The organism is Ktedonobacter sp. SOSP1-52 (assembly GCF_016587395.1).
The window spans coordinates 2,031,255-2,043,803 of record NZ_BNJH01000002.1 but is presented as its reverse complement, the minus strand read 5'-3'; the positions used below and the strand labels follow the sequence as shown (position 1 = coordinate 2,043,803).

Annotated in this window: 11 protein-coding genes; 3 read left to right on the top strand and 8 right to left on the bottom strand. The window is 55.0% G+C overall.

Annotated features, from left to right (window positions below):
* Nucleotides 1-38 precede the first annotated feature (38 nt).
* Nucleotides 39-1,847: an ABC transporter ATP-binding protein gene (locus JMJ16_RS24265; RefSeq protein WP_201385672.1), complete on the bottom strand. Its 1,809-nt coding sequence runs from the start codon at nucleotides 1,845-1,847 to the stop codon at nucleotides 39-41.
* Entirely contained in the window at nucleotides 1,844-3,604 is a 1,761-nt protein-coding gene (locus tag JMJ16_RS24260) for an ABC transporter ATP-binding protein (protein WP_201385671.1), read from the bottom strand. The genes JMJ16_RS24265 and JMJ16_RS24260 overlap by 4 nt, the downstream gene beginning before the upstream one ends.
* A 235-nt stretch (nucleotides 3,605-3,839) precedes the next feature.
* Between JMJ16_RS24260 and JMJ16_RS54580 the strand changes: the two genes are divergently transcribed.
* Together JMJ16_RS54580 and JMJ16_RS54575 are read left to right on the top strand one after the other, a co-directional pair.
* The gene (locus JMJ16_RS54580; protein ID WP_236601123.1) at nucleotides 3,840-4,340 is read left to right on the top strand and encodes an IS630 family transposase; all 501 of its coding nucleotides are present in this window, start codon (nucleotides 3,840-3,842) and stop codon (nucleotides 4,338-4,340) included.
* A gap of 26 nt (nucleotides 4,341-4,366) precedes the next feature.
* A complete protein-coding gene (locus JMJ16_RS54575; protein WP_236601122.1) occupies nucleotides 4,367-4,846 on the top strand; it encodes a transposase in 480 nt (159 codons plus the stop codon).
* A gap of 281 nt (nucleotides 4,847-5,127) precedes the next feature.
* On the opposite strand, the gene JMJ16_RS24250 is transcribed toward JMJ16_RS54575, so the two are convergent.
* From JMJ16_RS24250 to JMJ16_RS24225, 6 genes are all read right to left on the bottom strand, one after another.
* Nucleotides 5,128-6,498 carry a C39 family peptidase gene (locus tag JMJ16_RS24250; RefSeq protein WP_201385667.1) on the bottom strand — a complete coding sequence of 457 codons (1,371 nt, stop codon included), beginning with the start codon at nucleotides 6,496-6,498 and terminating at the stop codon, nucleotides 5,128-5,130.
* A 215-nt stretch (nucleotides 6,499-6,713) separates the two neighbouring features.
* Complete coding sequence (locus JMJ16_RS24245; protein WP_201385665.1) at nucleotides 6,714-7,991, bottom strand: C39 family peptidase; 1,278 nt, start codon at nucleotides 7,989-7,991, stop codon at nucleotides 6,714-6,716.
* A gap of 226 nt (nucleotides 7,992-8,217) precedes the next feature.
* The gene (locus tag JMJ16_RS24240; RefSeq protein ID WP_201385664.1) at nucleotides 8,218-8,889 is read right to left on the bottom strand and encodes a ribonuclease HII; all 672 of its coding nucleotides are present in this window, start codon (nucleotides 8,887-8,889) and stop codon (nucleotides 8,218-8,220) included.
* Nucleotides 8,876-9,328, bottom strand: a complete 453-nt coding sequence (gene rplS, locus JMJ16_RS24235) for a 50S ribosomal protein L19 (RefSeq protein WP_201369511.1) — start codon at nucleotides 9,326-9,328, stop codon at nucleotides 8,876-8,878. The genes JMJ16_RS24240 and rplS overlap by 14 nt, the downstream gene beginning before the upstream one ends.
* 72 nt (nucleotides 9,329-9,400) lie before the next feature.
* Complete coding sequence (gene rpsT, locus JMJ16_RS24230; protein WP_201385663.1) at nucleotides 9,401-9,682, bottom strand: 30S ribosomal protein S20; 282 nt, start codon at nucleotides 9,680-9,682, stop codon at nucleotides 9,401-9,403.
* Nucleotides 9,683-10,160: 478 nt separating this feature from the next.
* On the bottom strand, nucleotides 10,161-11,327 hold the full coding sequence (locus JMJ16_RS24225) for a cystathionine gamma-synthase (protein WP_255553232.1): 1,167 nt from the start codon (nucleotides 11,325-11,327) through the stop codon (nucleotides 10,161-10,163).
* 295 nt (nucleotides 11,328-11,622) lie between these two features.
* On the opposite strand from JMJ16_RS24225, the gene JMJ16_RS24220 reads away from it, so the two are divergent.
* On the top strand, nucleotides 11,623-12,438 hold the full coding sequence (locus JMJ16_RS24220) for a carboxylesterase (protein ID WP_201385661.1): 816 nt from the start codon (nucleotides 11,623-11,625) through the stop codon (nucleotides 12,436-12,438).
* The last annotated feature ends 111 nt before the right edge of the window (nucleotides 12,439-12,549 follow it).

The window sequence follows — 12,549 nt, the reverse complement described above, 5'->3', positions numbered from 1 at the left end:
AAACGTCAGCGGCGCTGACGTTTTGTCCCCACAGACATCTATTCCACGAGACCGCCATACCAGAGCTGGCGCATCTCTTCAGCGTTCTCTAGCAGGGTAGAGAGTGGGCCTTGCGCCGCAATCTCGCCCTCTTTGAGCACAATGATATAGTCGGCGCGCTGGAGCACGGCTCGCCGATGCGAGACGACCAGGCACGTGGTCTGACCCTGTTGTAGCAGATCTGCCAGTCGTGCCCACATCGTTTGCTCCGTCACAACATCCAGGGCGCTGGAGAGATCATCAAAGATCAGTAGCGCGGGTTCACGTATAAACATACGTGCCGCCGAGGCGCGCTGGATCTGTCCACCCGAGAGCTTGACGCCGCGTGTTCCTACCAGGGTTTCAATGCCCTGCTCAAGCGCATCCAGGTCGCGCTCCATCACGGCCTGCTCAATGGCTTGCTGGAGACGCGCTGGCTCTGGTTCGAGTCCCAGCAGGATATTTTCGCGTAGGGTCGCGCTAAAGAGGCGTGGCACCTGGGGCGTATAGGCACTTCTAGGTGGTACAAAGAAGGCCGCAGGTTCGCTAACCAGCTTCCCATTCCAGAAGATTTCCCCGCCCTGGCGTGGCAGGAGACCGAGCAGTGTCTGTACAAGCGTTGTCTTGCCCGAGCCGATGCGTCCGGTGATGACAGTGAGTGAGCCACGGCGCAGGCTCAGGTCAATGTGAGTTATCCCACGCCCCGTTTCAGGATAACAATAGCTCAGGTCACGCACCTCAAGCGACTCCAGGTTACGCTCGCTTTCAGGCAGCATCGAAGGCTGCGGAATGTCCCCAGTGAGATAGAGAGGGTGATGCTCTACCAGGCGTTCGGCTGGTGTCCCCTGTAAGAGTGTATGCATGCGAGAGAACGAGACACCCGTCTGGGTGTAATAGGCCAGAAAGATGCCAAAGAACTGCACAAACTCCGTCACAAAGGAGAGGTAATAGATGAAGAGCGCCAGGTCGCCCACCCCCAGGTCACGCGTATGCATGGATTGGGCCGCCAGAAGCAAGATGAGGCCTGTACCAATGCCTACGATGTTACTAAAGGTCGAGCTAAGAATCTGCGTCAGCACGCTATCCTTGAGCATGGCAACGCGCCTGCGCTCGTTGAGCATGTCGAAGTTGCGCAGAACATGTGGCTCGGCTGCCGCGACCTGGATGGCCAGCACCGAGGAGAAGATCTCACCGATGGCGCTGGTCACCTTTCCAGTTGCTTGGCGGCTAGCGACGCGATACTTGCTCAGGCGATTGCGCATAAGTTGGGTAATGGCCAGCACGCCCGCCAGGGGGAAGAAGACCAGCAGCGTAATTGTTGCGTTGATGCGCAAGAGAATGATCACGGCCACAAGCGCGAAGAGAATTTCGCCGATGCTGTCCAGGGTCCAGCTAATGGCGTTCTCGGCCTGGTTGGCGTCATCACGGAAGCGACTGATGGCCTCGCCGGGAGAGCCGGGGACCGCCCGTGCTCCTGGCCGCTCTAAGATGTGTGCGAGCAGATTGCGTCGCAGAATATTGGACATCGAGAAGCGATGCAAATTATCGACGAGCCCGCCAAAGAGAAAGAGCGCAGCCTGCCCAAGGGCGATAGCCACCAGGGTCGCGATCAACAGCCAGAGTTCGCGATTGAGGTGTCCCGAGCGTGCCAATGTATTGAAAAATTGTTGCGCGATTAGCCCTGGGAGGAGGGGTGCCATATGCAGGATAATCCAGATGAGCGCGTTGCCCAGATAGAGCTGGGGGCGGTAGCGCATCAGGCCCCAGAGATATTGATAGGTCTTCAACGGCGGTACATCAGGCGTGTTATATTTTATATCAGATCTCATGCCAGTACCTCTTCTAGCCCGGTCTTGAGCAGATAGGAGAAACGAGAGTCGGGATCATTGGCCAGGTCTATGCGTGCTCCCTGCTCAAGGATGTGTCCATCCTCAAGCACCATAATCTTGTCGGCGCGCTGGATTGTCCCCAGGCGATGCGCGATAATAATTGCCGTACGCCCTGCAAGCAGCTTGCTTGTGGCCTGCTCAATCAACTGCTCGGTGGCCGGATCCAGACGGGATGAGGCCTCATCCAGGATCACCAGACCGGGATCGGCGAGAAAGATACGTGTAAAGGCCAGGAGCTGGGCCTCGCCCGCGGAGAGACCCTCGCCATCGGAACCCAGCTCGGTATTCAGACCTTCTGGAAGCGAGCGTAACCATGGGCCCAGGCCCAGGCTCTCTAGCGTCTCCAGGATACGGCTATCGGGAATACTGGCGTTAAAGAAGGTCAGGTTATCGCGCACGCTGGCATGGAAGAGCTGCACATCTTGCGTCACCATTCCGACACGCTGGCGCAGGTCCGCGAGACGTGTCGCATGTATTGGAACATTTCCCAGACGAATCTCGCCGCTCTGAGCCTCGTAGAGGCGTAGCAGCAGGCGGGCTGTCGTCGTTTTTCCGCTTCCTGTGCGTCCCAGCAGGCCGAGTATCTTGCCAGGAGCCAAGTCGAAAGAGAGGTCATGTAGCACCGTATCCTGCTCGTTGTAACTAAAGCTAACGCTCGTAAAGGAGACGGCGAGCGGGGCTGAAGGAAGCGAGAGGGGTGCAGGCGCGTCCGTGATCGTGGGCTGAGTGCGCAGAAGCAGGCGGATGCGCTCGATACCCGCGCCAGCCTTCTGTAGATTTTGGAGCTCACGCCGGATCTGGTCGATGGGTTGGTTCAACAGGTTGGTGCAGTAGAAGATAAAGTAAACCGCGCCCGGAGAGATCAATTTCTGGCTCCAGAGGTAGGCGCCAAGTGCGAAGGCCATGGCATTTCCAATGCCGAAGATAGCGATGGTTGTCACAAAGGTTGAAAACCCCATAAAGGCGGCGCGCCGGTTGACCGGGTACCAGGAGCGTAGCAGGGTATAGAAGCGCCATAGGACATAGCTCGTCGCGCCATTAGCACGTATATCGCTGGTGCCCGCGAGCTGTTCACCCATGAAGCCATAAAACTCGGCGCTCTTCTGGCGATCCTCGGTCTCAGAGCGAATCGCGAAATTGCGGATACGCAGCAGGATATAGGTTGCCAGGAGCGCGAATATGCCCATCACTAAGCCGACCAACCAGTGTTGCTGGAACAGGATCAGGATCAAGCCCAGAATCAGCAAGATATTGCTGGCGACCAGCACAAATGAGCGCGAGAAGAAGGTGGAGAGCGCATCTACATCGCCATCAATGCGCTCAATAAGCTCACCTGAGGTATGTGATTTGTGAAAGGCGAGATCCAGGCGCAGGCAGTGCGCGACCAGGTCGGCGCGTAGGCGATTGGTCGCCGTCCAGGCCACATTCTCGCTGACATATGTCTCCAGGATCGTTGCGCCCTGGTTGAGCAGGGCCAGGCCGACAAAGAGCAGGCCAGCCAGCAAGAGGGTAGACTGGTCGCCGCCGCCCAGCGTGGTATCGATAAAGTAGCGTAGAATATAGGGATTAACGAGTTGAAATACAAGGATAGAGAGCAGGAGCAAGATAATAAGACTCATGCGTTGCCATTGTGGTCCGAGATAGGTACGCAAGAGCTGAGTATACGTGAGCGTCGCGGTGTGTTGTGAGTCCGTCACGAAGCTACATCCTTTCCTATAGACGTGTTGGGTGTTGGGGTGGCCTCATATTCCCTGGAGTAGATGTCTGCAACGTCATAAGACAGAGAAAGACAGCACATGGAAGGGCATCAGAGACACAGAGTGGCGACAGGACCTCTCAAGAGAGAGAGTGGCCCGGTGGCGCGTTCTTGCGGCCTCGTGACTTGCTTACTGACGTCGACGGAAGCAAGTAAACTGTGATAGAATCGGCAGCATGGGAGCACCAAAGAAAGCCGATTGGCGAGAAGAACGACGCAAACAAGCATGGAAACTGAAGCAACAAGGATGGCAACAAAAGGATATAGCCAAAGCACTAGGGGTAAGTAAGGGAGCCGTGAGCCAATGGATGAAACAAGCAAGAGAAGGCGGCATAGAAGCACTCAAAGCACATCCTCCTAAAGGCGTGAAGCCAAAACTGTCAATTGAGCAACAAGCGCAGATTCCTGGCTTGTTGGTGGAGGGGGCAGAAGCCTATGGATTTCGGGGAGATGTCTGGACAGGGAAGCGGATCGCGGAAGTGATCTATCGCAGCTTTGGTGTCCGTTACCATCCCGATCACGCCGGACGACTGTTACGAGAAGCTGGTTGGAGTCCTCAACAGCCAATCGAACGGGCGACGCAACGGAATGAAGAAGCTATCAAGCAGTGGTATGAAGATCGTTGGCCAGCGATTAAAAAAAAGCCGAAAACGAGAAATACACCATCCTCTGGGTAGATGAGGCTGGGTTCTATCTGCTGCCAATGGCGGTTCGTACTTGGGCTCCGCGCAGGCAAACGCCTCTTCTGCGCGTGAAACTGACACGGGATCACCTCTCCGCGATCAGTGGGATTACCCTGGATGGGCGGCTTTTCATGCAAGTGCGCCAGACCTCCTATGATGCGGAGGCAGTGGTCGGATTTCTGAAAGTGCTGTTGCGTAAGATCAGCGGCAAGGTCCTGATCATCTGGGATGGCTCTCCCATCCATCGCAACCATGAGATCAAGACCTTTCTCAAAACGAAGATGGGCAAACGACTGCATTTGGAGCAACTTCCAGGCTACGCTCCCGACCTCAACCCAGATGAGGGCATCTGGCAGTATCTCAAGCGCGTCGAGATGGGCAATCTCTGTTGTCGGGACCTCGATCACTTGTATCAAGAGCTGCTTCGAGCAAAAGAGCGATTACGTCACAAACGCGACATTATTCGTAGTTGTTCACTGCAATGCGGCTACTCAGTTTAGTTTCTTATCACGATGTCAGTAGAAGAGAAATGAGCAGCGTTGCTTTGATTTCTAGAAGATGTAATGCGAGGCCCGAGGTGCGCCAGGAAGATCGCTCTTTGGAGAGACATGCCCCTTGGAGGTGTCATGCTGAACATTCTGTATTGTTGTCATCAGCGCTGGCCTCTTTCTATTGGATTTCTTAGCTAAGCATACCATAGACTGCGTGTTCATGGCAATAATAAAAGAAGAAGCTGCTGGCGGCTCTCAGCCGCCAGCAGCTTCTTCTTTTATTATTCTCTCTACCAGCTTGAGAGGCGGTCTTTCTGGGGAGTGGGCCAGAGCTCCGGATAGATTACATAGGTTGTACCATTGGAGTACTTCAACCAGACATTCTGGAAGGCCTGGCGTGGATAGACAATCTGGACGGCGTCGTCGCTGGCGGCGGCTGGATCATTGGTAATGACATCACCACTGGCCGTAAAGCCCTTGACGACGAGCAGGTGCCCACCAGAGGAGGGGATAGGCGTACCAGGTAGCTCACCTTTCTTATAAGCGAGACTGACGACGATGGGTACGCCAAACTTAATCCACTGTTCGATCTGGCTAAGTGAGTACATACGAGTAACAAAGGAGCGCAGGCCGTAGCTACCGGAGTAACCCGTATTAAAGGGCCAGTTGCCCGTGCCTTCGTATGTGAAGTCATAGGTATCGCGGGCCGCGTCGGGAACGGTCTGTGTCAATTTTGGGTAGTGGAGCAGGTTGGACCAGTAGGCCATGACCATGCTGGTCGAAGTAGGACTGCACCAGACCTCGCCGCCACCACCATAGCCGAGGCCGTTGTACTCAGGCAGCATCTGCGAGCGCTGAGGCACATTCAAGCTCTTGCCCCAAACATGCTGATCGGGCGCGACCTGCGGTGTATGCGCTGGATCTGAATCGTAGGAGGCGAAGGCCGTGACGCGTCGAATATCAGGTGTCACCGTGGGTGAGGTTGTAAACAGGGTCAGGCTGAGTTGATAGGCGGTCGCGGGCGTGTCTCCCGTAAAGAAGGTATCGGTCGCGATACTACCACCATCATCATACTGCCCATCGATGCTGTGGCGCTTGATGGTGCTGAAATCACTGGCCCAGATCGGGAGATCATACCAGTGTGTCCAGGTGCCATTCTCTAGCACGCGAATATGGGTCTCAATCCAGGTGCCAGCGGGCGTCTCCGCATTCCAGGAGGCGACAGATGTGGTGAAGGGTTGTTTGGTCGTATGCACGGGCGAGAGAATCGTCCCGAAATAGAAGGAGCCAGCATTGTAGTAGTTATAATCGGGGCTATAGGCCCCGGGCGCGTAGGGGTCTTGTCCCGCGCATAGGCCAACCGAAGCCGCGAAGGATGCTGTCCCACCATCAATAGCGTCAGACGAGCAGGTCAGCTTTTTCTCTGAATCAAGCTTGAGGTGTCCAAATGGCGTTACCTGGGCACCATTGAGGGACCAGGCCGCAAAGTCGTGATGCGAGTCCTGCTGCCAGAACTCATCATACTGCGCGGGCGTATCAGCTCTCGTGGCTGCCTGGACCGATTGTCCAGCGAGCAGGGAGAGGCAGAGCAGGGCCAGCAGCGTGCTAAGGGAGAAGCGCAAGATACTGCCGCGCTTCCCCTGAATGTGAAATAGCTTCATTGAGAACCTTTCTTCGAAAATAGTAACAATATGTAAAGGGGTAAGTGAAAGATGTATGTCTGGAAGAAAGGGAGGATTGTCATATTAACTTCACTTATCCTAAAGTGTAGGAAGAAAGATTGATAAAGTCAAGTGCAAGAATTTATGCATGGATAAGAGAGTGGCATGATATGCAAGTGAAGACCGCACACCATGCCACTCTCTCTGCTATTTTCTTACCAGTTGGTTAGACGATTGGCCGTGGGCATCTGCCAGTTCTCTGGCATGACGATATAGGCTGTGCCATGGGAGGAACGGAGCCAGGCGTTCTGTAAGGCCTGCCGGTTATAGGTAATCTGTACTCTATCGTTGGACGCACCGGCAGGATCGTTGGTGATCACGTCGCCATTGGCAGCGAAACCACGCACGACGATGATATGTCCATCGGTGCTGGGAATTGGCGCGTTAGGGAGCTGCCCATTCTGAAAACCTATGCTAATGATGACGGGCACGCCGACTTTAATCCACTGCTCGACCTGGCTCATGGAGTACATGCGTGTGATAAAGGCATGCAGGCCATGCGCCCCTGCGTGGGCTGTATTAAAGGGCCAGTTGCCTGTGCCCTGGTAGGTAAAGTCATAGGTCGCCTGTGCCGTAGCAGGAACGGTAAGCGTCAACTCTGGCCGGTTGAGAATACTGGACCAGTAGGCCATGACCATGCTGGTCGAGGTAGGACTACACCAGACCTCCCCGCCGCCACCATAGCCCTGTCCCTGGTACTCTACGAGCATCTGTGAGCGCTGTGGGACGCCCAGGTTGCGCCCCCACACACTCTTATCGGGTGAGATCTGAGGTGTATGCTGTGGGTCCGTCTCATACGAGGCGATGGCTGCTACGCGGTACAGGATAGGGGTAGTGTTGGGCGTGGTACTAAAAAGCGTGACCGCGAGCTGATACGCGGTGGCAAGCTGTCCTTTCGTCCTGAAAGTGTCGGTATCGACAGTGCCAAAGGGATCATTCTGCCCATCAATACTGTGACGCTGGACCGTGCTCAAATCGCTGGCCCAGATAGGAAGCTTAAACCAGCGTGTCCAGGCCCCGTTAATTTGCACACGGACATGCGTCTGTATCCAGGTACCCGCGGGCGTGGTTGCGTTCCAGGAAGCGACCAGGCTATTGATGGATCGTGAGGTCTGATGAATGGGTGAGATTAGCGCGCCATAGTAGAACTGCCCGCCATTGTAGTAGTTCTGCTGATTATACTGTCCCAGGCCAAAGGGGTCCTGCCCAATGCAGAGCTGCATGTTGCTATCATAGCTCACACTGCCGCCATCGATATAGGCGGAGTAACAATGCTGGTTCCCTCCTCCGGGCGTTAGTAGAACTGTTCCATCGTTTGCCAGAGCGGTGCTATTAAAGATCCAGGAGGAAAAGTCATGTGCGCCACTCAGTTGCCATAGTTCATGAAACTGACCTGTACTTGCTTGGTAGTTTGTCTGAGCCGAGGTCTCCATCGTCGCCTCTCCTTCTAAATGTAGAAGACAACAGTAGGCTGATGACAGGGCATTGAAAATCGGTACGTCTGCTTTTCGATCCTGCTAGCAAGAAGGGGGAGGGAAACAATAGAAATGATCGTTTCCTTTCATAAATAAGTGTAAAGTGCACGGCGCTTGAAAGTCAAGTAAAAGCGCTTGCTATCAAAAAAGTTGTATATATTGGATAAACATATGATAAACATGTTTAGAAAGCTGTATCTGGGAAGAGGCCAAAGAGCATCTCGCGAATAGGAGAGAAGCTGCGGCGGTGATGGGGGGTCACGCCAAATTGTTTGAGCGCGTCGAGGTGTTCCGGCGTGCCATAGCCTTTGTGTTGTTTAAAGCCATAGTGGGGAAATTCCTCGTGGAGTTGGTGCATCAAGCGATCTCGTGTCACCTTGGCGATGATCGAGGCGGCGGCAATGGAGAGGCAGCGTGAATCGCCCTTGGTGAGCGAGAGTTGTGGAAGTGGGATGTCACGGAGTTTGACGGCATCCAGGAGCAGGGCCTGGGCAGAGGGCGTCAGTTGTGTGAGTGCCATGCGCATAGACTGGAGCGTTGCCTGGAGGATATTGCGCTGATCGATCAGCTCAACCGAGCCAATACCAACGCCAACGGCTAGGGCGTGCTCCATAATCACATCATAGAGGCGCTCGCGTGCAGCCTCATTTAGCTGTTTGGAGTCATTGACACCTGCGAAACGGGCCAGGACAGGCGTTGGATCGGACTCAAGAGGCAGAATGACGGCTGCGGCCACCACTGGGCCTGCCAGGCAGCCCCGCCCTGCCTCATCAAGCCCGGCAATAAAGCAATAGCCCTGTTCAAACAGGGCCATTTCTTCTACGAGTGTTGGCGAAGATTTTTTAGTCTTCTGCATGAGCGGCTGCTGCGCGAGCCTCAGCCTTCGCAGCCTTCTCAGCGGCCTGCTTGCTGGTCATAGGACGGATCTCCTTCAGACGAGCAGCCTTGCCGGTTAGACCACGCAGGAAGTAGAGCTGCTTGCGGCGGACGCGAGCGTGGCGCAGAACCTCAATCTTCTCTACACGGGGAGAATGGAGAAGGAAGGTGCGCTCAACACCGACGCCATTGGTAATACGGCGGACGGTGAAGTTACGGTTGACGCTGTTGCCGCGCAGGCGCATGACGACGCCTTCGAACGGCTGAAGGCGTTCGCGGTTACCTTCAACAACTTTGACTTGCAGACGGACGGTATCGCCAGACTTTATTTCAGGAACATCTTTGCGTAACTGAGCACTTTCGACAGCGGCCAGTAGCGCCCGCCCTGCTGGCTTCGTTACGACTTTATTGTCGGCCATCCTAATACCTCCTGGTGCGCTCAGTGCTCATCGATTGTGAACAGCAAGATGGCAGAGCAATGGGCGCAAAAATTACTTCTCAGAGACTTTAGTTGTGTTGAGCTGCTTCATCAAGCGCGATTTGCGGCGAGAAGCATTGTTTTTGTGAATGACGCCTTTCTTGGCGGCGCGGTCTAGCTCGCTGATAGCGGCGCGAACGGCAGCCTCGCTGGCATCAAAGGCGACGCTATCGGTGGTGATGGCTGTGCGTGCCTTTGTGATGGTGGATCTCACCCTGGATTTGACGCTGCGGTTGTGTGCGCGGCGCTTCTGTTCCTGGCGCATGCGCTTTTCCGCAGATGCATTATTTGGCATGTTAAGTAAACTTCCTCCCCGAAAGATTGCCTCTTCGAACTTACTTCATATGCGGAAACCAACGCCACTCTCGTGGCTAGCGCTCACGCGCTCAGTTTTCCTCATAGGCACTTAGAAGAGTACCCCAAGGGTACGAAAAAGAGACTTGCACAAAAAAGATCCGACACTTGTGTCGGATTGGGTAAGTGCGCGTAGATTATATCAGAAGTGCCGAAGGTCTGTCAAACAAGCTCCCCCAGCTTGAAAAAATCTCAGCAGGTCAGCTTCGCCGGGAAGGTCAGCCGCAGCGATCCTAACCTGTAGGGGCAGAGCTTGCTCGGCCTCCCGAGCGCAGCGACCTTCTCACATCTAGGTGTCGTTCTGCGGGCCGGGCGAGTCCATGCCAGCATGGACCCTACAGAAGCTCCCGATCCTGGCCGTTAAAATTCTGAAACGGGGGCTTCCAGTCCATGCCAGCTTGAAGATGCGTGTCAGGCGGTTAGGCGAGCGCCTGTTCGAGATCACGCAGGATATCCGAGATGTCCTCAATGCCTACCGAGAGGCGCAGGAGGGTATCGTTCAGGCCGCGGGCCTCGCGGATCTCCCTGGGGATTGAGCCATGCGTCATGCTAGCGGGATGGCAGACCAGTGACTCGATGCCCCCGAGGCTCTCAGCGAAGGTGAAGACGCGCAAGCGGCGCACAACGGTATCGACATCGCTCAGGGTTCCCTTGAACTGGAAGGAGACCATGCCGCCAAAGCCACTCATCTGCCGCCGGGCCAACTCGTGATCTGGATGCGAGGCGAGGCCGGGATAGTATACCTTCTCAACGCGCTTATGCTCAGACAGGAAGTTGGCGACGACGCGCGCGTTCTCTTCGTGCTGGCGCATACGTACCGCGAGTGTCTTGATGCCGCGCAGGGTCAGCCAGACGTCGAAGGGGCCAGGAACCGCTCCAGCGGCGTTCTGGTGGAACTTAATGGCCTCGTAGACGCTCTGGTCATTCATGATCAAGGCCCCGCCGATGACGTCGCTATGGCCATTGATATACTTGGTTGTGCTGTGCAGGACGATATCGGCTCCCAGGTCGAGTGGACGCTGGAAGTAGGGGCTGGAGAAGGTATTGTCGACGACGAGCAACACATTATGGCGGTGCGCGACCTCAGCGACTGCGCGGATGTCAACCAGGCTGAGCAGCGGATTGGTAGGTGTCTCTAGCCAGATGATTTTGGTGTTGGGACGAATTGCCTGCTCATACGCCTCGACACGGTTGGCTGTGACATACGAGGTCTCAACGTTATAGCGGCTCATGATGCGATCAAAGATACGGTAGGTGCCGCCATAGAGATCGTCGCACGAGACAATATGATCGCCCGCGCTCAGCAAACTCAAGGCAGCGCTTTCGGCGGCGAGTCCAGAGGCGAAGGCCAGGCCATAGCGCCCATTTTCGAGCGCGGCAAGGCAGGCCTCAAGCGCAGTGCGCGTTGGATTCCCGGTACGGGCGTATTCATAACCTTTATGTTCACCCATGCCACTCTGGGCATAGGTTGAAGTCTGATAAATTGGCGTCATGATCGCGCCGGTAGTTGGATCTGGCTCCTGTCCGGCGTGAATGGCCTTGGTAGCGAACTCCATCGTCAAGTCCCTTTCGACTTCTTTCTTCATGAATAAGACACAGGTAATATGGACAAGACTATAGCATTATCCCCTTGTGAAGACAATGAGTACTATCCGTGTAAATGGGTACAGCGTTAAAAGCAGGAGAAAATAGGAGTAAAGCGTACACTGTCGCCTCCCTTTTTTCTTCTCTATCTCTATTATTAAGAAGACGCATAACTCACAAATTATTCCCGTTCAGCTAAAAGTACGAGGCTTAGGATAGGAAAAGTGTCCAGGGAGCATCGTAGAACGTATTAAGAAGAGAGTGTGGTGAACTAGCGAGGAAACGCGAGGCAAGGTCATGGAGCATGCGGAGTTTCGAGATCAGCAGGGTGCGGGTGAAGTGACTATCAAAGGGCCGGAGCGTGCGCGCGTCGGCGTAGTACTGGTCCATGGGCTGAACGGGAATCGCAGCGATATGGAAGAGCTTGAGCAACTCTTTCTAGCTCAGGGGATGCGCGTCGAGAATATTCTCTTGCCGGGTCATGGCACACAGGTACAGGATATGTTGACGATTGGCTGGCATGACTGGGCCTCAGCCTTGCAACAGGCGGTACGAGCCTTTAAACTCCACTGCGACCAGGTCTTCCTGGTTGGCCACTCGCTGGGTGGCGCGCTATGCCTGCATATCGCCGCTCATGAAGAGGTATCCGGCGTGATCGCCATGTGCGCTCCGCTCTATATGCGTCCCTGGATGTTGCCCGCGATTCGCATGGTTAGGCAGTTGACTCCTTTCTTACCCACGTTGAGAGAGGATCTTCGCGATGCACAAGCTCGTAAGCGCTATACTCGTAATGTCTATCGCTGGACCCCGATGGCCTCGGTTGAGAGCATGCTGCTCTACCTGCCCCGGTTGCGCGAAGAACTGTCGTGTGTCACTATGCCAACCCTGATTATCGCGGCCCAACGTGACCATGTAGTGCCAGTCCGCGATGGACACGAAATTTATCGCCTTCTGGGTTCACCTGAGAAGCAACTCGTGGTCCTCAAACGCTCATACCATCTTGTGATGAAAGACCATGACCGGCAAGAGGTAGAGGAGCGCTCGCTGGCCTTTATACAAAAGTACACTCACAAAGAAACTAAAACAGAAGATAGACGCGCTTATAGGGCCTGAATAGTCGCTAGCAGTCGTCATAGAGGAGAATATCGGTCGTAGCGAGCGTATGTCGACCGTGTGGGGAGCGCCGCGCTTTGCAGAACGCGCTAACAGGTAAGCTGTGCTAGT

Bases quoted from the DNA above. Each gene is read 5' to 3' on its own strand.
- JMJ16_RS24265 (WP_201385672.1), bottom strand. From the start codon at position 1,847: ATGAGATCTGATATAAAATATAACACGCCTGATGTACCGCCGTTGAAG.
- JMJ16_RS54580 (WP_236601123.1), top strand. From the start codon at position 3,840: ATGGGAGCACCAAAGAAAGCCGATTGGCGAGAAGAACGACGCAAACAA.
- JMJ16_RS54575 (WP_236601122.1), top strand. From the start codon at position 4,367: ATGGCGGTTCGTACTTGGGCTCCGCGCAGGCAAACGCCTCTTCTGCGC.
- JMJ16_RS24250 (WP_201385667.1), bottom strand. From the start codon at position 6,498: ATGAAGCTATTTCACATTCAGGGGAAGCGCGGCAGTATCTTGCGCTTC.
- JMJ16_RS24245 (WP_201385665.1), bottom strand. From the start codon at position 7,991: ATGGAGACCTCGGCTCAGACAAACTACCAAGCAAGTACAGGTCAGTTT.
- JMJ16_RS24240 (WP_201385664.1), bottom strand. From the start codon at position 8,889: ATGCAGAAGACTAAAAAATCTTCGCCAACACTCGTAGAAGAAATGGCC.
- rplS (WP_201369511.1), bottom strand. From the start codon at position 9,328: ATGGCCGACAATAAAGTCGTAACGAAGCCAGCAGGGCGGGCGCTACTG.
- rpsT (WP_201385663.1), bottom strand. From the start codon at position 9,682: ATGCCAAATAATGCATCTGCGGAAAAGCGCATGCGCCAGGAACAGAAG.
- JMJ16_RS24225 (WP_255553232.1), bottom strand. From the start codon at position 11,327: ATGAAGAAAGAAGTCGAAAGGGACTTGACGATGGAGTTCGCTACCAAG.
- JMJ16_RS24220 (WP_201385661.1), top strand. From the start codon at position 11,623: ATGGAGCATGCGGAGTTTCGAGATCAGCAGGGTGCGGGTGAAGTGACT.